The sequence below is a fragment of the Spongiibacter tropicus DSM 19543 genome (genome assembly GCF_000420325.1).
Taxonomy (GTDB): Bacteria; Pseudomonadota; Gammaproteobacteria; order Pseudomonadales; family Spongiibacteraceae; genus Spongiibacter; species Spongiibacter tropicus.
The window spans coordinates 390,746-414,172 of record NZ_ATUS01000001.1 but is presented as its reverse complement, the minus strand read 5'-3'; the positions used below and the strand labels follow the sequence as shown (position 1 = coordinate 414,172).

The 23,427-nt window shown below is 57.2% G+C and carries 18 protein-coding genes; 16 read left to right on the top strand and 2 right to left on the bottom strand.

What is annotated here, in order from left to right; translation table 11 throughout:
* The first annotated feature begins 28 nt into the window (after window positions 1-28).
* From G411_RS0102060 to G411_RS0102050, 3 genes are all read left to right on the top strand, one after another.
* Window positions 29-811, top strand: coding sequence for an enoyl-CoA hydratase/isomerase family protein (locus G411_RS0102060; RefSeq protein WP_022957507.1), 783 nt, complete (start codon window positions 29-31; stop codon window positions 809-811).
* Between the two features lie 45 nt (window positions 812-856).
* Window positions 857-1,621 carry a crotonase/enoyl-CoA hydratase family protein gene (locus tag G411_RS0102055; protein WP_022957506.1) on the top strand — a complete coding sequence of 255 codons (765 nt, stop codon included), beginning with the start codon at window positions 857-859 and terminating at the stop codon, window positions 1,619-1,621.
* A gap of 341 nt (window positions 1,622-1,962) precedes the next feature.
* Entirely contained in the window at window positions 1,963-4,878 is a 2,916-nt protein-coding gene (locus G411_RS0102050; RefSeq protein WP_022957505.1) for a hypothetical protein, read from the top strand.
* Between the two features lie 120 nt (window positions 4,879-4,998).
* Here G411_RS0102050 and mltF read toward each other — a convergent pair whose 3' ends face one another.
* Entirely contained in the window at window positions 4,999-6,402 is a 1,404-nt protein-coding gene (gene mltF / locus G411_RS0102045; RefSeq protein WP_084495201.1) for a membrane-bound lytic murein transglycosylase MltF, read from the bottom strand.
* A 178-nt stretch (window positions 6,403-6,580) separates the two neighbouring features.
* Here mltF and purL point away from each other — a divergent pair, with 178 nt between their 5' ends.
* From purL to secF, 3 genes are all read left to right on the top strand, one after another.
* Complete coding sequence (gene purL / locus G411_RS0102040; RefSeq protein ID WP_022957503.1) at window positions 6,581-10,453, top strand: phosphoribosylformylglycinamidine synthase; 3,873 nt, start codon at window positions 6,581-6,583, stop codon at window positions 10,451-10,453.
* Window positions 10,454-10,516: 63 nt separating this feature from the next.
* The gene (gene secD, locus G411_RS0102035; RefSeq protein ID WP_022957502.1) at window positions 10,517-12,388 is read left to right on the top strand and encodes a protein translocase subunit SecD; all 1,872 of its coding nucleotides are present in this window, start codon (window positions 10,517-10,519) and stop codon (window positions 12,386-12,388) included.
* A 13-nt stretch (window positions 12,389-12,401) separates the two neighbouring features.
* Window positions 12,402-13,325 carry a protein translocase subunit SecF gene (gene secF / locus G411_RS0102030; RefSeq protein WP_022957501.1) on the top strand — a complete coding sequence of 308 codons (924 nt, stop codon included), beginning with the start codon at window positions 12,402-12,404 and terminating at the stop codon, window positions 13,323-13,325.
* A 75-nt stretch (window positions 13,326-13,400) separates the two neighbouring features.
* Here secF and suhB read toward each other — a convergent pair whose 3' ends face one another.
* On the bottom strand, window positions 13,401-14,204 hold the full coding sequence (gene suhB, locus G411_RS0102025) for an inositol-1-monophosphatase (RefSeq protein ID WP_022957500.1): 804 nt from the start codon (window positions 14,202-14,204) through the stop codon (window positions 13,401-13,403).
* Window positions 14,205-14,391: 187 nt separating this feature from the next.
* Here suhB and G411_RS0102020 point away from each other — a divergent pair, with 187 nt between their 5' ends.
* The 10 genes from G411_RS0102020 to G411_RS0101975 all read left to right on the top strand — a co-directional run bounded on the left by G411_RS0102020 (window position 14,392) and on the right by G411_RS0101975 (window position 23,413).
* A complete protein-coding gene (locus G411_RS0102020; RefSeq protein WP_022957499.1) occupies window positions 14,392-16,017 on the top strand; it encodes a CTP synthase in 1,626 nt (541 codons plus the stop codon).
* Between the two features lie 63 nt (window positions 16,018-16,080).
* On the top strand, window positions 16,081-16,932 hold the full coding sequence (kdsA, locus tag G411_RS0102015) for a 3-deoxy-8-phosphooctulonate synthase (RefSeq protein WP_022957498.1): 852 nt from the start codon (window positions 16,081-16,083) through the stop codon (window positions 16,930-16,932).
* Between the two features lie 64 nt (window positions 16,933-16,996).
* Window positions 16,997-18,280, top strand: a complete 1,284-nt coding sequence (gene eno, locus G411_RS0102010) for a phosphopyruvate hydratase (RefSeq protein WP_022957497.1) — start codon at window positions 16,997-16,999, stop codon at window positions 18,278-18,280.
* A 56-nt stretch (window positions 18,281-18,336) separates the two neighbouring features.
* Window positions 18,337-18,615, top strand: a complete 279-nt coding sequence (gene ftsB, locus G411_RS0102005) for a cell division protein FtsB (RefSeq protein WP_022957496.1) — start codon at window positions 18,337-18,339, stop codon at window positions 18,613-18,615.
* A gap of 4 nt (window positions 18,616-18,619) precedes the next feature.
* Window positions 18,620-19,342 carry a 2-C-methyl-D-erythritol 4-phosphate cytidylyltransferase gene (gene ispD / locus G411_RS0102000; RefSeq protein WP_022957495.1) on the top strand — a complete coding sequence of 241 codons (723 nt, stop codon included), beginning with the start codon at window positions 18,620-18,622 and terminating at the stop codon, window positions 19,340-19,342.
* A 5-nt stretch (window positions 19,343-19,347) separates the two neighbouring features.
* Entirely contained in the window at window positions 19,348-19,833 is a 486-nt protein-coding gene (gene ispF / locus G411_RS0101995; RefSeq protein ID WP_028968058.1) for a 2-C-methyl-D-erythritol 2,4-cyclodiphosphate synthase, read from the top strand.
* Window positions 19,823-20,845, top strand: coding sequence for a tRNA pseudouridine(13) synthase TruD (gene truD / locus G411_RS18980; protein ID WP_022957493.1), 1,023 nt, complete (start codon window positions 19,823-19,825; stop codon window positions 20,843-20,845). The genes ispF and truD overlap by 11 nt, the downstream gene beginning before the upstream one ends.
* A 56-nt stretch (window positions 20,846-20,901) precedes the next feature.
* Window positions 20,902-21,540, top strand: a complete 639-nt coding sequence (locus G411_RS0101985) for a protein-L-isoaspartate(D-aspartate) O-methyltransferase (protein WP_022957492.1) — start codon at window positions 20,902-20,904, stop codon at window positions 21,538-21,540.
* Window positions 21,533-22,462 carry a DUF368 domain-containing protein gene (locus tag G411_RS0101980; RefSeq protein ID WP_245542362.1) on the top strand — a complete coding sequence of 310 codons (930 nt, stop codon included), beginning with the start codon at window positions 21,533-21,535 and terminating at the stop codon, window positions 22,460-22,462. Before G411_RS0101985 ends, G411_RS0101980 begins: the two co-directional genes overlap by 8 nt.
* 168 nt (window positions 22,463-22,630) lie before the next feature.
* The gene (locus tag G411_RS0101975) at window positions 22,631-23,413 is read left to right on the top strand and encodes a peptidoglycan DD-metalloendopeptidase family protein (RefSeq protein WP_022957490.1); all 783 of its coding nucleotides are present in this window, start codon (window positions 22,631-22,633) and stop codon (window positions 23,411-23,413) included.
* Window positions 23,414-23,427 lie beyond the last annotated feature (14 nt).

Sequence of the window (23,427 nt, the reverse complement as noted above, 5' to 3'; positions counted from 1 at the left end):
AGCCGGGACGACCCAAGAGGATGAAATCATGCTGGAATTTGAAACGGTACTGCTCAGCACCGAGCAACATGTGGCGACGATTCGCCTGAATCGCCCGGAGTCGCTCAATGCCTTTACCCGTCAGATGCGTCGCGACTTGCATCAGGCGCTGTTGGCGGTCAGCAGAATGCCCGAGATCCGCGTTGTGGTGCTCGGCGCTGAAGGTCGGGGCTTTTCCTCGGGCGCTGATCTGACCGAGGGGCCGGAGGCTGGGCAGAGTGTCGAGCGCCAGTTGCTGGATGAGTACCTGCCGATTTTTACCCAGATCGCCAGCATGGAACAGACCGTGATTGCGGCGGTCCCCGGTGTCGTTGCAGGTATTGGCGCGGCGCTGTGTATGCATTGTGACTTGTCAGTAATGGCCGACAACGCCAACATGATCATGGCGTTTACCAACGTGGCACTGGTGCCCGATGGGGGCGCGTCCTGGAATCTGCTGCGAAATATGGGTTATCAGCGCGCCTATGCTTTTATTGCTGAGGGCGGAAAGCTTCCCGCAGCGGAGTGCCAGGCGTTGGGCTTGGTGAATAAGCTGGTCCCAGCGGACGAGGTAATGAGTACCGCTCAAGCCTGGGCAGGTCAGTTGTCGCAGCGCGCGCCTATTGCTCTGCAGCAGGTTAAACAGCTGCTGCGCAATGCCGGCACACAAACCTTCGCAGAAACTTTTCAGGCAGAAGCAAAGGCGCAGAATGTGTGTTTGGGCAGCGCCGATGCGGCCGAAGCGATTACCGCGTTCATGGAAAAGCGTCAGCCGGTATTCAGTGGCAAGTAAGCCGGCTTCTCGGCGTTGTAGAATAACAATGATAAGGAGTACCCAATGACAGAAGCAGTGTTGGTCTCGGTCGACAATGGCGTGATGTTGGTGACCATTAACCGGCCCAAGGCCAAGAACTCCATTAATCTCGCCGTGGCAACGGGCATTGCCGAGGCCATGGAAGAGCTCGATCGCAATGACGATATTCGCGCTGCAATACTGTGTGGCGCGGAAGGCACGTTCTGCAGCGGCATGGACTTGAAAGCCTTTGTGAGCGGTGAGTTGCCGGTGATTCCCGGTCGCGGCTTTGCCGGTGTGGCGGAAGCGCCCCCTCGCAAGCCGCTGATCGCCGCGGTGGAAGGCTATGCGCTGGCCGGTGGTTTTGAGCTGGCCATTGCCTGCGATCTGGTCGTTGCTGCCAGTGACGCCAAATTCGGTATCCCTGAGGTGAAGCGCGGCCTGGTGGCCGGGGCCGGCGGTCTACTTCGCCTGCCGCGACAGATTCCCAGTCGCATTGCCATGGAGTTGGCGCTGACCGGCGATTTTATCTCTGCCGAACGTGCCTACGAACTGGGGATGATTAACCGCGTTGTGGAGCCCGGCAACGCGCTTGGTGGCGCGCGGGCCCTGGCGACGGCCATCGCCGCCAATGGCCCACTGGCGTTGATTGCCAGCAAACAGATCATTCGTGAATCGCAAGATTGGCGTCAGGATGAGATGTTTGGCAAGCAGAATGCTATTGCGAATCCGGTCTTCACCAGCGAAGACGCGATTGAAGGGGCGACCGCATTTGCTGAAAAGCGTCCACCGCAATGGAAGGGGCGTTGAGCCTCGTTGTCCTTCTGATGTTGTAATCCCGTCTGTTTGCGGTCAGCTCCAAGGTTTTTTAAAGGGGCTGGCCGCGCTCCCGTTCCTCTCCCGACACCACCCACTGCCTGCACATCTTTGCTCGGTTCTCACCGAACCCAGATGCGACGGGGCCTGCGTTGGCGATGGTAAAAAATGGTAGAAACACGCCAAATCCGCTGATGCCGTGGGAAAATCCACGGTGGGTGCGGCACTGATCGGCGAATAAAAATAACGCCGTGGGTGCCTTGTCGAGAGCGTTGCGTTGCGAGCGTTAATACCTGCCTGCGTAACAGAATATAAGCTTTGCATATGGATTTTGTATGATAACTGTCGATCGGTTACTGGCGAGCGGTTTCTCTTTATTGTCGCGCTATGGTGTTGCCTTGGTGGCGTCACTGTTCCTTGTGGCCTGTGGTGGAGGGGGAGGCGGTAGCTCCTCTTCCGGTTCGAGTGCGGCCTGTAATGATCTGAGTCTGCTGACAAGCGGCGCGATACTGCCCGGTGACCCGATCGAATTTAAAACCCAGCAACCGCTTGGAAACGTCCTGCTCCTTGTCGACGATACTGAGCTGGTACTCGACAGCATCACCAGTGATATGGGCTATGTTGTCAGCGCGCCGATTACGCTCGATTTGGCAGAAAATGGCGGCGACGTCGAGCTGATTGTCGAGCTGGATGGCGAGCGCTGTCCATTGCCGACCGTCGAGCTGGAACCCCTCCCAGCCCCCTCAAACACAGACAGCTATGCCGATGTGCTGGATACCTTTGAACAGGCCCTGCAGCGCTTTGAGGCGGCCTTTGGCTATGATCCCGACGCCGTGAGCGATGAGGACCTGCAGAGCGATCCGTTCTTGCTGACGGCACACTACATCCATGAAATCTTTAACGACCCTTCCAGTGAAATCAGCTTTGCCTACCAGCGTGACGTATTGGCGTCGATGACTGACGAGGATAAAGCCTTCCTCGCTCAAATTATTGAGAAGATTGATTTCATCACGCTGTTGAATGCACTGGGCGACACGTTCCAGTCTCCGCTGTTGGAGCTGGTATCACCGACGCCGGCCCCGGTTGTTGCGGCCATGGCCGAACCTCGCATGACCTATGCCCAGTGTTCTGGCACCTACGCGGATAACAGCAAGCATAAAGTCGATATTTATAATGGTGAAACCCTGTCTCGGGGAATGAAACTGTCTTACGAGGCGCAAACCAAACAGAAAAATGCCCAAGTCTTTGCCGAGAGCGAGCAGGCAAAGAACACGATGAAAAATGCGGTGATCACGATCGCCGGGCAGGCCGTCAAAGGCGCCTCTGCCAGTGCCTATGCGGCGGTCACCACATTGTGGGCGGTCAGCAATATCACCAAGAGTATGGAAGTCGATATGGTGGCGGCACTGCTGCCATCTGAGATTACCAAGGCCGAATTGACGATTATTCCGAAAGCGCGGCTTGAGGAAGATTACACAGATAAATTTGCCGACCCGAGCTGGTTGTTCCGGGTGAACGCACGCAGCAAGGAATACGACTTCTCCAAATTGGTGGCGGATACGGGATTTGCCGCGCTGGGTGCTCCCAACAGCCCCGTTGACCCGAATTCACTTTTCGGTGCGAGTGAAGTGGCCACCCGCGTGACGACCAAGGCCAAGGCCGGTGATTGTGAGCTGGTGGTGCCGCCGATCAGCTGGTTTAACGTGACGATTGGCGCTGATTACGCGGATGCGGAGTTTATTGAGGGCAATGCCTTTGAACTTCTTGGTGGCAGCCAGCGCAAGATAAAACCCTTGCGTATCGGTGCGGCCGAATTGGAAGCGCGTCTGAAGACCAATGAGTTTCCCTCGTACACCACGGTGGTCGAGAACGAGCGCGATACCATTGTGATGGAAAACCTGCAAAAGGCCTTTATTTTCTCCTCCAACCCGATTGTGGTGAAAACTGCCGGGGAGACAGCCGATGTCGATGTGCTTATTCGCAACTCGGTGTTTCCCGAAAAGCACGAAATGCAGACCTCGGCAGAGCTGGGTGTGTCGAAAACCCGCGCAGATAAAATGCTTTACCTCGAGGTGGCAACACCTTCGGGTCCCGAAAAATATCCCCAATGGATTTCGCTCAAGTCCACGTCAAAAAGCCTGGAGCCAACGCGCGACAGAGAAACGCGTGTTCAGGTGAAGTTGGAAGATCTGAAAATTCGCATTGAGGAAACCGTGGCGGGCAGCTGCGATGAGAAAACCTATACCGAAGAAAATCGCGCCGTGGTTACGGGCTTCAAAGATGATGACAGCGTGACTTGGAGTGTCGATGGCGGCAGCATTACCGAGCTGGCTGACAACGGTGTGCGCTTTACCAGCGACGAGGTGGGCACCTTTGTACTGACCGCAACAAGCAATGAGGACAGCAGCATTACCGAGAGCGTGACGATCAATACCCTGGATTGCGCCGGTAATGTCTTCATGAATGCGAAAATCATCAGCAACGCGCAAACGCCCGACGAGGAATGTACGTCGAGCAACCCTGAAGACACTGCGGTAGAAACGCACTTTGGTGTTATCGATCCGGATTACGAGGGGCTGTCGCCCAGCAATATCCGTCAGAAGATGGGCTCGTTGTCTGAAGGATTCCCCTTCAACTTTGACCAATCTGACTCAGAGCTTCTGGTGTTTTCTGACCAGCAGGGCGAGCAGTGTGTGACCCAGACCTTAGATATGGTCGCAGACAGCGTCGGCTCGGTTGAAAATCAGGGTGACAATACGGTGGCCTTTGGCAGCCGACTCGATGCTCAAGGTCACTGCGTGAACGAGGATGATGATGGCGATCAGGTGACCGAGTGTGTTACCGCCAGTAATATCAACAACTACCTCATCGCCTGGGTGTTTGAGCATCAGGCGGAGACAAGTTACGAGGTAGCGCTTGATCTGCTTTGTTCTGCCGAGCCGGTAGCGGGGCTTCCTGCTGACAATAATCTGATCTTGTCGATACAGACTATTGACCCTTCAGGGCAACAGGTGAATGTGTTGCCGCTCGGTGTGATTCCCACCAAGCTGACTACCTGCCGGAATGGCGTTCAGCCTGATGGCGCGGTATGGGTCGTACCGGAAATGACGCAAGGTTCGAAGGTGTTGATTCAGGCTAACTTCACTGATTCTGTACACGCGGTACCACCGGCTACCGGTGAGGAAGTGCAGGAGCAGGTGTTGACCGCGACCGGCGAGGTGACAGGGACTATTCAAGTGCTCGTTGACTGAACGCAGCGATTGTTTAGTCGCGAAAGGCACAGCCCAGGCTGTGCCTTTTTTGTTTATAGCGACCTTATTTATCGATGACCTTGTTGATGGGTGACGTTGGCCAAGGGTGACAATGCCGCGTTACAGCGCGTTCAGACCTCGGTTCAGTGCTTCGGGAAGGTAGTCCGATACGATTCGCGGCGGTGGGACGCGATAGCGGTTGAGTTCATCCCAGGTCAGCAGTGAATAGTAGCTGCGAATGTTCTCAACGTAGCGAACCGGCTCATCGCCTCGGGCATAGCCGTAGCGCGTTTGTTTGTACCATTTGCGTTGTCGCAACAGCGGCAGAGACTCTTTCACGTCTTTCCACAAATTGGGGTTTCCGCCTCGCTTCTCGGTAATAACCCGAGCATCTTCGAGGTGTCCCAGACCGATGTTGTAGGCGGCGAGGGCAAACCAGGCGCGATCCGGTGCTTCGATGCCGCCGGGCAGTCTGGCGTAGAGCTTTTTGTAGTAGCGGGCACCACCGCGCAGGCTTTGCAGTGGATCGAGCCGGTTGGCAACGCCCAGCTCCTTGGCCGTGGGTAAGGTGAGCATCATCATGCCGCGCACCCCGGTGGGAGATTTGGCCTTGGGATTCCAGTAGGACTCCTGGTAGCTGATGGCGGCCAGGAAGCGCCAGTCCATATCGTATTCGATGGCCACCTGCTCAATAAGGCCCTTGTAGTTGGGCAGGCGTTCATCTTTCATCTGCAGAAACGTCTGTGTGCGCAGGAAGGGCTGGCGCTCATTAAATGTGAAGAAGCGATCGACAAGTCGCCCCAGCTCGCCGTTTTCCTCGATCTTTTTGTAGAACAGGTTCATCTCTTCGAGCAGGCGGGCATGTTGCCGACGGTTACTCACTGCCCAGGCTAGCTTGCCTGGGGTGCCGGCACTCATGGCGATACGAAACTCAGGATAGAACGCGCGGTTGGCGTGAAACTCGTTTGAATCGACCATGGTAATGTCGATTTCACCATCATTAAGCATTTGCAGCAGGTCGATCGTTTCCTGGTCCCGGCTCTCGCTCCAGCGCAGGTCCGGATACTCCTCGCGGAGTTGTTGCAGAATTTCGGCGTGGTAGCTGTTGCTGAGTACGCGGATACGAAGGTTTTGCAGCGCCGTTTCGTCCTCGGGCTTATCCAGTTTCTCCCGGTTGTAGATAAACAGCTGCTTGACCGTCATGTAGCTGGGGCCAAAGCTGAAGGTTTGCTGCCGTTCAGGGGTGATGGTCAGGCCTGCTGCGGCAATGTCGGCCTGACCCTTTTCCAGGCGCTCGAACAGCTCTTCAAGGCCGACGACGGGTTCTATTTCCAGATCAACGCCAAGATAGTCGGCAAATTCTCTGGCCAGATAGTATTCAAACCCGGTTGGACTGCCCTGACTTTCGTAGAACGTAGTAGGACCATTGCGGGTGACGACACGGAGTACGCCGTCTTTGCGGATCTCATCAAGGCTGTCGGGTGGCTCGGTACAGGCGCTGAGAAGCCATAGCAAAGCTACCATCAGGAGACGGCCGGGGAGGCGATGTCGGGCGTGCTGGCTGATGCGCAATCCTTACTTTCAGGGTTTCTAGGCTTTATTGTATCGGGCTTGCCCGACGGCGACCATAAGTCTGAATTTTCGCGGGGGATTGCTGTACAATGCCGGTTTTTCTTCCCGTCGACCGAGGTTGTAAACCTGCATGCTGATCATCCCCGGCGCTGCGGCGCTTTCCGAATTCCGTATTGAAAAACTGCTGGCGACGCTGCAAGCCCGTGTGCCGGGCGTTCAAGCGCTGAGCGCGCAGTTTGTTCATCTGGCTGATACTGCAGCGCCACTGAGCGGTGAACAGCAGGCTGTGCTGGAAAAACTCCTGGAGTATGGCCCCAGCTCGGCGCTGGCGGCGGTTGAGGGGCAACATTTTTTTGTCGTGCCGCGTCCCGGAACGATTTCCCCGTGGTCGAGCAAGGCCAGTGATATCGCGCATATCAGTGGCCTGACGCAGATTCGTCGCCTGGAGCGTGGTGTGTTGTATCGGGTGGCGAGTGTCGCTCCTCTGTCCGGTGAAGAGCTGAACGCGGTGCGCGCGGCCATTCACGACCGGATGGTCGAGGCGGTTCTGGACAGCGTCGACGCCGCAGAATGTCTGTTCGAGCAACACGAACCGCGACCGATGAGCCGGGTTGACGTGCTGAACGGCGGTCGAGAGGCTCTGGTGGCGGCGAACACCGAGCTGGGTCTGGCTCTGGCGGAAGACGAAATCGACTACCTGGTTGCCAGCTTTCAAGAGCTGCAGCGTAACCCCAGTGATGTTGAATTGATGATGTTTGCCCAGGCGAACTCGGAGCACTGCCGTCACAAAATCTTCAACGCCAGTTGGACTCTGGACGGGGAAGATCAGGATAAATCGCTGTTTGCGATGATCAAGAACACCAATGAGCTGGGTGGCGAGAACGTGCTCAGCGCTTATTCCGACAACGCTGCTGTGGTGGCGGGGCACCGCGCAGGGCGTTTTTACCCCGATCCTGAGTCGTCGGAATACGGCTATACAGAAGAAGATATTCACCTGCTGATGAAGGTGGAAACCCACAATCATCCCACGGCCATAGCGCCGTTTTCCGGTGCGGGGACTGGCGCGGGTGGCGAGATTCGCGACGAGGGTGCAGTGGGGCGCGGCTCCAAGCCCAAAGTGGGGCTGACCGGCTTTACCGTCTCTAACCTGCAGGTGCCGGGCTTTGTTCAGCCCTGGGAGCAGGATTACGGCAAACCCGAGCGGATTGTCTCGGCCTTGGACATTATGTTGGAAGGCCCGATTGGCGGCGCGGCGTTCAACAATGAGTTCGGTCGACCCAACCTCTGCGGTTATTTCCGCAGCTATGAAGAAACCATCGATGGTGAGCGCCGCGGTTACCACAAGCCCATTATGCTGGCGGGCGGCTACGGCAACATCAAAGCTGAGCATATCGATAAGGGGGAGTTTCCTGCCGGATATAAGCTGATCGCCCTGGGTGGCCCAGCGATGCTGATTGGTCTGGGCGGCGGCGCGGCATCATCGATGAGCAGCGGCGCTTCCAGCGCCGATCTCGACTTTGCCTCGGTACAACGTCAGAACCCGGAAATTGAACGCCGTTGTCAGGAGGTCATTGACCGCTGCTGGGCACTGGGCGAGGCCAACCCCATTGCCTTTATTCACGATGTGGGGGCAGGCGGCTTGTCCAATGCCTTCCCCGAGCTGGTGAAAGACGGCGGTTGTGGCGGTGACTTTGAACTGCGCGAAGTGCCCAATGACGAGCCCGGTATGTCGCCGTTGGAAATCTGGTGCAACGAGTCTCAGGAGCGCTATGTTATCGCCATTGCGCCAGAGAACCTGCCGCGCTTTGAGGCTATCTGCGAACGTGAGCGTGCGCCATACGCGGTGGTCGGGGAGTCCACAGAAGAGAAAATCCTGCGCGTTGGTGACCGTCATTTCGACAACAATCCGGTCGATCTGCCCATGTCGGTATTGTTCGGTAAGCCGCCGAAGATGCACCGCGAGGCACAGCGTCAGCCGCGTCAGGGCGATGCCTTTAATGTTGAAACCGTCTCTGTTGAAGAAGCGCTGGATCGCCTGCTGTGTTTACCCGCTATCGCGTCCAAGAACTTCCTGATTACCATCGGCGACCGCTCGGTAACGGGCATGGTGCATCGCGACCAGTTTGTCGGCCCCTGGCAGGTGCCGGTAGCCGACTGCGCCGTGACCACCGTGAGCTACGACAGCACGGCCGGTGAAGCGATGTCGATGGGCGAGCGCACACCACTGGCGCTGCTGGATGCACCCGCTTCCGGCCGCATGGCGGTCGCCGAAGCCATTACGAATATTGCCGCAGCACGTATTGAAAATCTTTCAGATATCAAACTCTCAGCCAACTGGATGTGTGCGGCCGGATACAGCGACGAAGATGCCCGCCTGTACGACACGGTAAAAGCGGTGGGCATGGAATTCTGCCCGGCGCTGGGGATTACCATTCCGGTGGGCAAAGACAGCATGTCGATGCGCACCGCCTGGCAGCAAGACGGTGATGACAAGGCAGTAACAGCGCCGATGTCGTTGGTGATCTCCGCCTTTGCGCCGGTCAGTGATGTACGTAAAACCCTGACGCCGCAATTGCAGGCCAGTGAGGATGCCGTATTGCTGTGGGTCGACCTGGGCCTGGGTAAGCGTCGTCTGGGTGGGTCCTGTTTGGCGCAGGTGTGTAATCAACTGGCCGACAGTGCGCCGGATATTGACGACCCCGCGCTGCTGAAAGGTTTCTTTAACGCGGTGCAGCAGCTTTCTGCGCAGGGTAGCTTGCTCGCCTATCACGACTGTGCCGACGGCGGTGTGCTGGTGGCCCTGTTGGAAATGGCTTTTGCCGGCCACTGTGGTCTGGACGTTTCCCTGAGCGGCGACGCCTCGGCGCTGGCCGCGCTGTTTGCCGAGGAAGCCGGTGCGGTGGTGCAGTTGCCGCGCAGTGAGCTGGCCGCCGCTAAAGCCGTGTTTGCCGAGCAGGGTTTGAGCGATGCGCTGGTGGAGCTGGGGCAGGCTGTGCCGGGCAGTGACGTTCGCGTCAGCTACAACGGCGAGCCGGTGTTGGCCGCCGACCGTCTCAGCCTGCAACGTCGCTGGACCGAGCTGAGCTATCGTATGCAGGCCCTGCGTGACAACCCCGAGTGTGCCGAGCAGGAATTCGCCTCGTTGCGTGAGGAGGACCCCGGTTTGACGGTGGCCCTGAGCTTTGATGCCCAGCAGGATGTGGCCGCGCCGTTCATCAATAGCGGCGTGCGTCCGAAACTGGCGGTACTGCGAGAGCAGGGCGTCAACGGTCAAATGGAAATGGCGGCCGCGTTCCATCGCGCCGGTTTCAATACCGTCGATGTCCACATGAGCGACATTCTGGGCGGCCGTATCGATCTGGCTGAGTTCAAGGGCCTGGCTGCCTGCGGGGGCTTTTCCTACGGGGACGTGTTGGGCGCCGGTGAGGGCTGGGCGAAGAGCATTCTCTTCAATCCTCGCGCTCGGGAAGCGTTTGAGGCCTTCTTCCATCGCGAAGACAGCTTTGCACTGGGGGTCTGTAATGGCTGTCAGATGATGTCCAATCTGCACAGTCTGGTTCCCGGGGCCGAACACTGGCCGCGATTTGTACGAAATCGCTCGGAACAGTTCGAAGCGCGCTTCTCAATGGTTGAAATCCCCGAATCGCCCTCCATATTGTTGTCTGGCATGGCGGGTTCTCGCTTGCCGGTAGCGGTTGCCCACGGTGAAGGGCGGGCGGAGTTCCGCGATGCTGCGCAGCTTCAGGCGCTGGCGTCATCCGGCAATGTGGCGCTGCGCTACGTGGATAATGGTGGTGCACCAACCGAGCATTATCCGGCGAATCCCAACGGTTCACCTCAGGGGATTACCGGCCTCAGCAGTGCCGATGGGCGTGTGACCATTATGATGCCGCACCCCGAGCGCGTGTTCCGCAGTGTGACCAATAGCTGGTCACCGGCAGAGCAGGGCGAGGACAGCGGTTGGATGCGAATTTTCAGAAATGCCCGGGTGTGGGTTGGCTAAGGCCGACGGCGCGAAATTTATAAAAACAGACACCGCGCGTAAGCGCGGTTTTGGTGGTTACTGATGCTCAACAAATACCCCCTATGGAAGAACCTGCTGATTCTGGCCGTACTGGGGATAGGCCTGCTGTATGCAGCGCCCAATCTGTATCGCCCTGATCCGGCTGTACAGATTTCCGGTGCCAGCAGCGGTACGGAAATCAGCAGTCGGCAAGTCGAGACGATTTCCGAGGCACTATCAGCGGCCAATATTGATTACTTCGGTGCCGAGGCCAGCAGTGATGGCAAGAATGGCCTCGTCCGGCTGGCTCACAGCGACGATCAGTTGCGCGCACAGAAAGTGATTCAGCGGGCGCTGGGCGATGGCTATGTCGTCGCCCTGAACATGGCCTCAAACACCCCCGACTGGCTCAGCTCGCTGGGTGCCGATGCGATGAAGCTCGGCCTTGACCTCAGTGGCGGCGTGCACTTCCTGCTGGAGGTGGATACCGATTCGGCGATCCAGACCCGTCTTGAGCACTACACGACCGGCATTAAAAAAGCGCTGCGGGAAGAGCGTATACGGGGCTTTGTCAATCTGAACAGTGACGGTGTGATCAGTGGCAAGTTCGGCAGTGAAGAGGCGCGCGATGAGGCGCTTTCGGTGATTCGCAGCAATTACACCGAGCTTACTGCTCAGCGCAGCGACAGCGATGATGAAGAGGCGTTTTATCTTCAGGCGATTCTGTCGGAAACCAAACGCAAGGAAATTGAAGACTATGCGGTAGGCCAGAACCTGACGACACTGCGCAACCGTGTTAACGAGCTGGGGGTTTCTGAGCCGCTGGTTCAGCGTCAGGGGCGCAATCGCATTGTGGTGGAACTGCCGGGTATTCAGGACACTGCAGAAGCCAAGCGGATTCTGGGTAAAACCGCCAACCTGGAATTTCGTCTTGAAGCCCGCTACGACGCTGATGCGGGAGATCGTGAACAATTTTCCTTCCGTAACCCTCAGCGCGGTGAGCCCACGGCCTGGTTGGAGCGAGAAGTGGTGATTACCGGTGAGCGGGTTGCCAATGCCCAGGCCAGTTTTGACGAGAACGGTCGTCCGCAGGTGAATATCACCCTCGACAGTGAGGGCGGCACCATGATGCACCGGGTGACGCGTCACAATATCAATCGTCGTCTGGGTGTTTTGTTTATCGAGCGTAAGAGCCGCACTCGCTATGAAATGGACGAGAATGGCCAGGAGCAGGTGATTCGCGTTCCCTACGACGAGAAGAAGATTATCAGCCTGGCCACTATTCGTGACGCGCTGGGCGTGCAGTTCCGTATTACCGGGCTCGATGCGCCGGGCGAGTCCAACGAGCTGGCGCTGCTGCTGCGTGCCGGTGCTCTGGCAGCGCCCATCGACTTTGTCGAGGAGCGCACGGTCGGGCCTTCGTTGGGGGCGGAAAACATTGCCAAAGGCTTGCTCTCGGTGCAGATCGGTTTGGCGGCGGTGGCCTTGTTCATGCTCGTTTACTACCGCGTATTCGGTGTGATTGCGGTCATGGCGCTAGGCTTCAATATTGTCTTGCTGGTCGGCGCCATGTCGCTGTTGGGTGCCACGCTGACCTTGCCGGGTATCGCCGGTATCGTATTGACAGTGGGGATGGCGGTGGATGCCAATGTGCTGATTTTCTCGCGAATACGAGAGGAAATCGCCGAGGGGGCCTCGCCTCAGCACGCTATCAACTCCGGTTATGGCCGAGCCTTTGTCACGATCATGGATGCGAATATCACCACCTTGCTGGTGGCGGTGATTCTCTATGCAGTGGGCACAGGCCCGGTGCGCGGCTTCGCAGTTACCCTGTCGCTGGGGATTATCACCTCAATGTTCACGGCCATTATGGGCACGCGGGCATTGGTTAATCTGATTTACGGTCGCCGCCGTGTCAGCAAATTGTCGATATAAGGAGGGCGCGCCAATGTCAGAGGAAAAGAAATTTATTCGCTTTATGAGCGTGCGCAAGCTGGCGGCTGTTGTGTCAGCCCTTGCAGTGGTCGCATCCATTCTGATTCTGTCGGTCAAGGGGCTTAACTTCGGTCTGGATTTTACCGGTGGCACCCTGATTGAAGTGATTTACGAAGAGTCGCCGGTGCTTCAGGAGGTGCGCGATTCGCTGGCCGATGAAGGTTTCGAAAATGCCATTGTCGTTAACTTTGGTGCCGATACCGATGTGCTGGTCCGCCTGCCCCAAGGCCTGAGCCCGGAACTGGGTGACAAGGTGCTGTCGGTGCTGCGCGCGGGCAGTGCCGGTGATGTCGAATTGCGCCGCATTGAATTTGTGGGGCCGCAGGTCGGCGAAGAACTTCGCGAGCAGGGCGGTCTGGCTGTATTGATGGCGTTGGTGGTGGTGCTGATTTACGTCGCCATGCGCTTTCAGGTGAAGTTTGCGTTTGGGTCGGTTTTGGCGCTGGCCCACGATGTCATCATTACGCTCGGCGCGTTTGCCCTGGTGGGCTGGGATTTTGATCTGACGGTGCTGGCTGCCATTCTGGCGGTAATCGGTTACTCGTTGAACGACTCCATTGTGGTTGCAGACCGTATTCGTGAGAATCTGCGGGGAATGCGTGGTTACAGTCCTGAAGACATCATTAATATCTCGCTGACGGACACCTTGAGCCGAACCTTGATTACCTCAGGCACGACATTGATGGTGCTGGTGGCGCTGGCGCTGGTTGGCGGTGAGATGATCCACAGTTTTGCACTCGCGCTATTGGTCGGTATCGGTGTGGGCACCTACTCGTCCATCTTTGTGGTGGCAAGTCTGCTGGTTGCGATGAAGATTTCTGCGGAAGATTTGATTGTGCCAGAGAAAGAAGCGGCAGAAATGGACGATCTGCCCTGATTGTTTTTCTTTCCTCCCAGCATAAAAAAGGCGTCCAGCTCGGACGCCTTTTTTATTTCAGTTCGAGCGCCGATGTCAGCGGATATGATCCAGCTGAGGTTTTACGGCTTGCAGCAGGCTCTTCAGGCATTTTGGGTTAGCGGCCACAATGTTGCCGCTTTCAAGATAGCTGCCGCCACCCTGAAAGTCGCTGATCAGGCCACCCGCTTCGCGAACCAGCAGCACGCCCGCCGCGATATCCCATTTGCTCAGACCGATTTCCCAGAAACCGTCCAGGCGACCGGCGGCAACATAAGCCAGGTCCAGCGCGGCAGAGCCCGCGCGACGAATCCCCGCGGTCTCGCGGGCAACGGCTTCAAGGCTCTTCATATAAGCGGAAATGTGCTGTTCGCTGCGGGATTTAAAGGGGATGCCCGTGCCAATTAGCGTGCCTTCTAGGCTGCTTGCCATGGTAACGCGTACCCGGCGGCCATTAAGTTGGGCACCCCGGCCGCGACTGGCGGTGAATTCTTCTCGACGGATAGGGTCCAGCACGACCGCATGCTCGATTTGGCCCTGGTGAAGGCAGGCGATGGAAATGCAGAAGTGAGGGATGCCGCGAACAAAGTTAGTGGTGCCGTCGATCGGGTCGATTACCCATTGGTATTCGCTGTCGGCATTGCCACTTTGGCCGGTTTCCTCGCCGAGAAAGCCGTGGTCAGGGTAGGCCTTTTGCAGGTGGTAGATGATTTCCTGCTCGGATTTGCGGTCGATTTCCGTGACGAAATCGTTTTCGCCCTTGGACTCGATTTTAACGCGATCCAGTTGCTCCGAGGCGCGGGCGACCAGATCACCGGCCTTGCGCGCGGCGCGCAGGGCGATATTCAGCATGGGTTGCATAGAACTAAGACCTTGAATGTGCAAGCAATTAGGCGCGCAGTATAACAGAGCTGCCGCGTGGCTCAGAGGGCTAATTTCATTGTCTCGCTCCGGTCATGCTGGTAAACTGAGCCCCCATCTTACAGGGGCCGTGAAACTCGACGTTTTGCCGCCCTGCACCCTCATCAGCTCGATATATAGGCATTACATGGCGCGTTTTATATTCGTCACTGGCGGCGTTGTTTCTTCTCTTGGCAAGGGCATCGCCTCGGCCTCCCTGGGGGCCATCCTCGAAGCGCGTGGCCTGAAGGTGACCCTGCTCAAGCTCGACCCCTATATCAACGTCGACCCAGGCACCATGAGCCCCTTCCAGCACGGTGAGGTGTTTGTGACCGAGGACGGCGCTGAGACAGACTTGGATCTGGGGCACTACGAGCGTTTTGTGCGTGCCAAAATGAATAAGCGCAACAACTTCACCACCGGTCGTGTATACGAGACTGTGCTGCGCAAGGAACGTCGCGGTGATTATCTGGGGGGCACCGTACAGGTTATTCCCCACGTTACTGATGAAATCAAGCGCCGGGTGATTGCCGGCGCGGGTGATGCCGATGTCGCAATTGTTGAAATTGGCGGTACTGTGGGCGACATCGAAGGGCTGCCGTTCTTCGAAGCCGCTCGCCAACTGAAGGTGGAGCTGGGTGCCAAGCGCGCCATGCTTATGCATCTGACCTTAGTGCCCTATATAGCCACCGCAGGCGAAACCAAAACCAAACCGACTCAGCACTCGGTAAAAGAGCTGCGCTCTATCGGCCTGCAACCCGATGTACTGTTGTGCCGCTCTGATCACGAAATTGATATGAGCAGCCGCCAGAAAATTGCACTGTTCACCAATGTGGAATCCCGCGCAGTTATTCCCCTGCGTGATGTGGATTCGATCTATCGCATTCCTTCGCTGCTGGCGGGAGAGGGGCTGGACGAGTTGATTGTCGAGCGCTTTGGATTGGACTGTCCGCCCGCTGACCTGTCTGAGTGGGATCCGGTTATCGACGGCGACCTGAATCAGGATCGCGAGTTGACCATCGCGATGGTCGGCAAGTACATGGAGCTGCTGGACGCCTATAAGTCGCTGAATGAAGCGCTTAAACACGCGGGTATTCATACTCACACTAAAGTTCACGTGCGTTATATCGACTCGGAAACTATCGAGACTGATGGTGTTGGCGTTTTGGATGGTGTCGACGGCATTCTGGTGCCCGGTGGTTTTGGCAACCGCGGGGTGGAAGGCAAGATTCGGACGGTTCAACATGCCCGTGAGAATAACATTCCCTATTTGGGGATTTGCCTGGGGATGCAGGTAGCGGTTATCGAATTTGCCCGCAATGTATTGGGTCTCAGCGATGCCAACAGCAGCGAGTTCACCGAGAGTAGTGAGCACCCGGTGGTCGGCTTGATTACTGAATGGGTGACCGCGGAGGGAGCTACTGAGCAGCGTGATGCCGCATCAGATCTCGGCGGCACGATGCGCCTGGGTGCCCAGCTCTGTCATTTGAGTGAAGGCTCGTTGGCCCGGGATATTTATGGTGCTGACCAGATTACCGAGCGTCACCGTCACCGTTACGAGGTGAATAATCACTACGTAGCCGAACTACAAGAGAAAGGCCTGCGCATTGGCGGCTGGTCGGCAGACAAAAGCTTGGTTGAAGTGGTCGAGGTGGAAAACCACCCTTGGTTTGTCGCCTGTCAGTTCCACCCGGAGTTCACGTCAACGCCGCGCGATGGCCACCCGCTGTTTACCGGATTCATTAAGGCCGCACTGCAACACCAGCAGGCCTGATCGTCTGGCAGCGCCGACACAATAACAATCAGGCGCTGCTGTGCAGTGTCTGTGGAGGAAAACATGCAGAATAAACATCTCGACGTGGCGGGCTTGAAAGTAGGCAACGATCTGCCCTTTGTCCTCTTTGGTGGCATGAATGTACTGGAATCGCGTGATCTGGCGATGCAGGTTGCGGAAAGCTATGTCGAGGTGTGTGCCGAGCTGGGTATTCCCTACGTGTTCAAGGCGTCTTTTGATAAGGCCAATCGTTCATCAATCCATTCTTACCGCGGCCCGGGCATGGAAGAAGGGCTGAAGATTTTTCAGGAAATCAAACAGACCTTTAATGTTCCGGTGATTACCGACGTTCACGAAGTTCACCAGGCAGGCCCCGTAGCGGAAGTCTGCGATGTGATCCAGCTTCCCGCCTTTCTGGCACGACAGACTGACCTGGTGGCGGCGATGGCGGCCACCGGCGCTGTGATCAACGTCAAGAAACCCCAGTTTCTCAGTCCGGCGCAAATGAAAAATATTGTCGAGAAATTTGCTGAGTGCGGTAATGAGCAGGTGATGCTTTGCGAACGCGGCAGCAATTTCGGCTACGACAATCTGGTTGTCGATATGCTGGGCTTTCGCACCATGCGTGAAGTCAGCGGCGGGGCGCCTCTGATTTTCGACGTGACCCACGCCCTGCAATGCCGCGATCCCATGGGGGCGGCTTCAGGCGGCCGGCGTCATCAGGTTGCCGAGCTTGGTCGCGCGGGAATGACACAGGGATTGGCGGGCTTGTTCCTCGAGGCGCATCCCGATCCGGATAAAGCACTTTGCGACGGACCCAGCGCATTGCCGCTGTCAGCCTTGAAGCCGTTCCTCGCGCAGATGAAGGCCGTAGACGATCTGATTAAATCGCTGCCGCCCTTGGATATTCGTTAACACTATAAACAGACATGCCGCCCCGGCGCCGCAGGCTGCGGGGAACTGACTTAGGAGATGAGACATGGCAGAAATCGTCGATATTAAAGCCTTTGAGGTGCTGGATTCACGCGGCAACCCAACCGTAGAGGCCGATGTGGTACTGGCTTCCGGCGCTGTGGGAACAGCCTGTGCACCCTCGGGCGCATCGACAGGTTCACGCGAAGCACTGGAGCTGCGCGATGGCGATAAATCCCGTTACTTGGGCAAGGGCGTCACTCAGGCGGTTGCCAACGTCAACACATCTATCCGCGACCTGTTGATCGGCATGGATGCGGAAGACCAGCGTGCCCTCGATCAGGCCATGATCGACGCCGACGGCACCGAGAACAAGGCCAAGTTCGGCGCCAATGCCATTCTGGCGGTTTCTCTGGCAGCGGCGAAAGCTGTCGCCAATGAGAAGGGTATTCCCCTGTATCAGCGCATTGCACAAATCAACGGCACTGAAGGCCAGTACACCATGCCCGTGCCAATGATGAATATTCTCAACGGTGGTGAGCACGCCGACAATAACGTGGACATCCAAGAGTTCATGATTCAGCCGGTTGCTGCAGAAACCTTTGCAGAAGCGCTGCGAGTCGGTGCGGAGATTTTCCACTCGCTGAAAAAGGTTTTGGTAGGTCGCGGCCTGAACACGGCGGTCGGGGATGAGGGCGGTTTTGCGCCCAATCTGCCTTCCAATGAAGCGGCACTGGAAGTGATTGCTGAAGCGGTTGCCAATGCGGGTTACAAGCTGGGTGAAGACGTGACGCTGGCGCTGGATTGCGCGTCGTCGGAGTTTTACAAAGACGGCAAATACAAGCTCAGCGGTGAAGGCAAAGAATTTGATGCGGCGGGCTTTGCCGCCTATCTGGATGGCCTGGCTCAGCGCTACCCGATCATCTCGATTGAAGATGGTATGGACGAGAGCGACTGGGACGGCTGGGCGGCCCTGACCGAACTGGTTGGTGACCGTGTACAGTTGGTGGGCGACGACCTGTTCGTGACCAATACTGCAATCCTGAAGCGCGGTATCGACAACAATATCGCCAATTCGATTCTGATCAAGTTCAATCAGATCGGCTCGTTGAGCGAGACGCTGGACGCGATCAAAATGGCCAAAGATGCTGGCTACACGGCGGTGATTTCTCACCGCAGCGGTGAGACCGAAGACACCACCATCGCCGACCTGGCCGTGGCAACGTCTGCTGGTCAGATTAAAACCGGTTCGCTGTGTCGTTCAGACCGCGTTGCCAAATACAACCGCCTGCTGCGTATTGAGGCCGAGCTGGGCGCCGCTTACCGCGGTCGCGACGAGTTCCGCGCCTGAACAGCAAGGTGATAAAGGGGCAGCATCGTCTGCCCCTTGTTAATTCAGGACGCACAATGACCCGTCGCCGCCTGTTGATTTTGCTCCTTGTCATGCTGGTTGCTCTGCAGTTCCGGCTGTGGGTGGGTAGTGGCAGTTGGGAACAGATCGTCAGTCTGCGCCGGGACATCGCGACACAGACTTCCCACAACGCCGAGCTGCGCAATCGCAATGAGCGCTTGCTGGGAGAGGTCTACAGTTTGAAGCACGATCTCGACAGTATTGAGGAACGTGCGCGTAATGACATGGGCATGATCAAGGAAGGCGAAAGCTTCTACCTGATCATTGAAGAGTAAGGCCGTGAGCTGTTCTCCCGCCATCTGGGCCATTATCCCCGCCGCAGGCCTCGGCAGCCGGTTTGGCGCGTCGCGCCCCAAGCAATATCTCCCCCTCAATGATCGCACGGTGCTGGAGCACAGTATTGATCGCGTACTCAGCGACGACCGTGTTCGTCAGGTACTGGTTGCACTGCACCCAGAAGACAGTGAGTTTGCTGCGTTATCGTGCAGTAGGCTCCACAGGGTGAGGACGGTTGAAGGTGGCAGCAGCCGTGCGGATTCCGTCGAACAGGCGCTGTTGGCATTAGCCGGTCAGGCGGGCGACGACGACTGGGTGCTGGTACACGATGCGGCGCGCCCCTGCCTGAGTGAAGAGGATTTGCTGCGCCTGTTGGATGCCACCTTGAATACCGGGTGCGGCGGGCTGTTGGCGACGCCAGTGGTGGATACGCTAAAGCATCGAGCAGAAAACGCCATTACCACCGTAGATCGGCGAGACCTTTGGCGGGCTCTGACGCCCCAGATCTTTCGCTATCGGCAATTGCTTGATGCTTTGCAGCATTGCCGTCAACAGGGCTTGCTGGTCACGGACGAGGCGTCGGCCATCGAACACTGTGGTGGCGAAGTGTCGTTGGTGAATGGCAGTGCCCGCAATATCAAAATTACCTACCCGGAAGACCTGCCGCTGGCGGCGTTTTTTCTGCAGCAGCGCGACGGGGCATCGGACAATGAGGACAGGTCATGAGCAATATGCGTATCGGCCACGGCTATGATGTCCACCGTTTTGGTGAGGGCGACAGCATCGTGCTCTGTGGTGTCCGCATTCCCCATAGCCATGCGTTGCTGGCCCATTCTGATGGCGATGTGGCGATTCACGCCCTGTGTGACGCCCTGCTAGGTGCCTTAGCGCTGGGGGACATCGGCAAGCACTTTCCCGATACTGATTCGGCCTACCAAGGGGCAGATAGCGCAGTACTTTTGGCGCGTTGTTATGATTTGCTGCGCGAAGCGGGTTATCAGTTAGCGAATGCGGACCTCACCATCGCCGCGCAGGCGCCAAAACTCTCTCCCTATATTGTTGCGATGCGTGAACGGCTGGCGGGAATATTGCAGGTCGACCTGACACAGGTCAGCGTGAAGGCGACAACAACCGAAAAACTGGGTTTTGTCGGTCGCCAGGAAGGGATCGCCGTCGATGCCGTTGTTCTGCTGGAGCGTATCGACCATGCTGCCTGACTGGCCTCGCGCACTGGGTGGCGTTGACGCCGAAGGCATACTGAAGCAGAGTCCCGAGGACTTCAGCGTTGAAGAGTGCTTTGAGGTCGACTTCAGTCACGATGGTGAGTTTGATTGGCTGTGGGTACAAAAGCGTGGTGACAGCACTGAATATGTAGCCAAACGCTTGGCGACCATCGCCGGCGTGCCAGCGAAAGCGGTCACCTATTCGGGTTTAAAGGACCGTCAGGCGGTAACGCAGCAGTGGTTCTGCATTCATTTGCCGGGCAAGCAGGGGCGCGATTGGTCGGGAGTGGCCGAACAGGGAGACGAAGGCGGCTGGCAGGTTTTGCGATTCGGACGGCATCGCCAGAAATTACGTATTGGCAGCCACCGGGCTAACCGCTTTGAATTACGTCTGCGGGATATTCGTGGTGATACGGCCGGCATAGAAAAGCGTCTTGAACAGTTGCGCGGTGGCTTCCCTAATTACTTTGGTGAGCAGCGCTTTGGCCGAGCGGGTGACAACGTGGACGCCTGTCGCCGCTGGCTGGCAGGAGAGCTCAGGCCGGGCCGTTTTCAACGGGGTATTTATCTGTCGTCGGCGAGGGCCTATCTGTTCAATACGGTCCTGGCTCGGCGAATTGCGCAGGGGAATTGGCAGCAGCCATTGGATGGCGAACTGTTCAGCTTGCGTGACAGCGGCAGCGTTTTTGCCGCTGAAGTGGACGACGAGATTCGTCACCGTATGCAGGCGGGGGATATTCATCCAAGCGGGCCGTTGTACGGAAGCGAGGGACGCCATCGGGTTGACGCTGACGTGGCTGAATTGGAATCACAGGTATTTGCGGCAGAGCCTGAACTTTGCGATGGCTTGCGCAGACACGGAATGAAAATGGAGCGCCGCAGTTTGCGAGTGGTGCCCGGCGACCTTGTTTGGGAGTGGGAAGAGCCGCAGATGTTAAGGCTGTTATTCACACTTCCGAGGGGCTGTTTCGCCACGGCGCTTGTGCGAGAATTGATTAACGCCTGAAGGCCATAACGTAGAGAAGAGCATAGGTGAGTAGCATTAATCTTCAGGGCATTGGGATGACCTCCCAGCGCACCCGGGACCGCCTGATTGAGCGGCTGCGCTCGCAGGGTATTAACGACAGCAAGGTGCTGGACACCATTCGCGCGACGCCCCGACATATCTTCCTCGACGAAGCTCTTTCTCACCGCGCCTACGAAGACAGCGCGTTGCCCATCGGCTTTCAGCAAACCCTCTCCCAGCCTTATATTGTCGCTCGCATGACGGAGTTGTTGCTTGCGCTTGGGCCGCGTGAACGCGTGTTGGAGGTTGGCGCTGGGTCGGGCTACCAAACGGCCATACTCGCGCAGCTGGTGGACCGGGTGTTCAGCGTTGAGCGTATCCGGCCACTTCAGGAGAAAGCCCGGCAGCGTCTGCGTCATCTTAAATTGCACAATGTACATCTGCGTCACGCTGATGGCGGCATGGGCTGGCCTCAACGTGGACCGTTCGATGCGATCCTGTCAGCGGCGGCGCCGGAAGTCGTGCCTCAGGAGTTGCTGGACCAGTTGGCCGTGGGAGGCCGCCTGGTGATCCCCGTCGGCAAACAGGGGCAGCAGCAGAGTCTGTATGTTTACGACCGGCACGAAGACGGTTTTGAAGAACAGTGTATTGAGCCGGTTATGTTTGTGCCGATGGTAGGTGGTGTCGTTGCCTGATTCGCAGAACAAGAGTTCAGGTGGTTTGCGCGGCGGTATTTTCCTGCGGGGCGTGGCAATGGGGGCGGCAGATATTGTCCCCGGCGTGTCTGGCGGCACCATCGCATTCATCACCGGCATCTATGATCAGCTGATCGATAGCCTGAAGGCCTGCAACCTCGCAGCGCTGAAATTGCTGTTCAGCAACGGCCCAGCGGCCGCTTGGCAATACGTGAATGGTGGTTTCCTGCTCAGCCTCTTGTTGGGGATTGGCTTGAGCGTATTGTCTCTGGCGCGTGGGATTTCCTGGGCGCTGCACCACCATCCGCTGCTGATGGCATCCTTTTTCTTTGGTTTGATTCTGGCGTCGGCGCTGCTGGTTTACCGGCAGATTCCTCATGCGCGAGGGGCCTGGCTGTATTTGCTCGCAGGAGTGGGCTTTGCCTTGCTGATTTCCGTCGTCAGACCGGGTGAAATGCCTGTCAATGCGTTGACCGTTTTTGGCGCGGGTGCGCTGGCAATTTGCGCGATGATTTTACCGGGTATTTCAGGCAGTTTTATTCTGCTGCTGCTCGGCATGTACGAGCCGGTCATTCAGGCGATTAAATCGCTGGATGTTGGGATGATTGCGCTGTTCATGCTGGGTTGTGCGACAGGGCTGATGGCCTTTGTTCGATTGCTCAGCTACCTGATGCATCAACATCGCGGCCCCTTGTTGGCCGTGTTGACTGGGGTGCTGCTCGGGTCGTTGTCCATTATCTGGCCTTGGAAACTGACCGGAAGCGGGCAGTTGCTCAGCGATGAGCACAGCCTTGATTGGCATAATGTACTGCCGGGAGACTACGCTGTTCAGGCTGATCCGCAGTGGCTGTTTTGTCTGGGCTTGATGGTCGTTGGCTTTGTGCTGGTACTCTTCATTGAGACGGTAGCCCGTCGTGATTAGTCGATATTTGCTGATTTTTTAAGATTATTTTTATCTAAACGGTTAGTCTGTAAAGTACATAAAGTAATCAATAAGCGGTGACAGTTCGGCCTACGTCGTGATGCAAGGAGTTTCCGCGACGTCCATTCATCCAGAAAGGGAGTTTTAACGCGTGCAGGTGCGCACCACGTGAAGCCGTTCGGACACAGAGCCTGGCTCCTCGTGCTCCTGGCTGCCTTGGTTGGCTGTGCCGGGCCTCATCGTCCTGCGCCTGTCTATGACCGTTATAACCCTGCCGAGAAGGCGCCTCCATACTACGTTGTCAGCCGCGGCGATACGCTGTTTTCTATAGCCTGGCGCTACGGTTTCGACGTTAAGCGGTTAGCGAACGCTAACAACATCGCACCGCCCTATACCATTTTTCCGGGTCAGGCCATTGAGCTGAAAGAGAGCTCGGCATCGGTGGCTGCGAAGCCGAAACCGGCGTCGCCCGCAAAGGCTGTGACGACTCCGTCAGCAAAACCTTCTGCCAATGTTGCCAAGGCACCCGTTCCGGCTGTGCCCAAACCCAAGCCTAAGCCGACCACTCCCGCCTTCAGTAGCGAATCCTGGCGTTGGCCGGTACACGGTCCGCTGGTTAGACGTTTCGTTGCCTCTGGTCAGGCCCACAAGGGTATTGATATCAAAGGCAAAATGGGTGAGCCTGTAAAAGCATCGCGCAGTGGAGTGGTGGTGTATGCAGGCAGTGGGCTGGTGGGCTACGGCAATCTGCTGATACTGAAACACTCCGAGCGTTACTTGAGTGCCTACGGGCACAATCGACGTTTATTGGTCAAAGAGGGAGAGCAAGTCAAAGCGGGTCAGACGATCGCCGAATTGGGCGACAGCGGCACTGACTCGGCGAAATTACATTTTGAAGTTCGAGTAAACGGAAAACCGGTGGACCCGCTTAAATTATTGCCTCAGCGTTGATTGCCGGAGCGCAA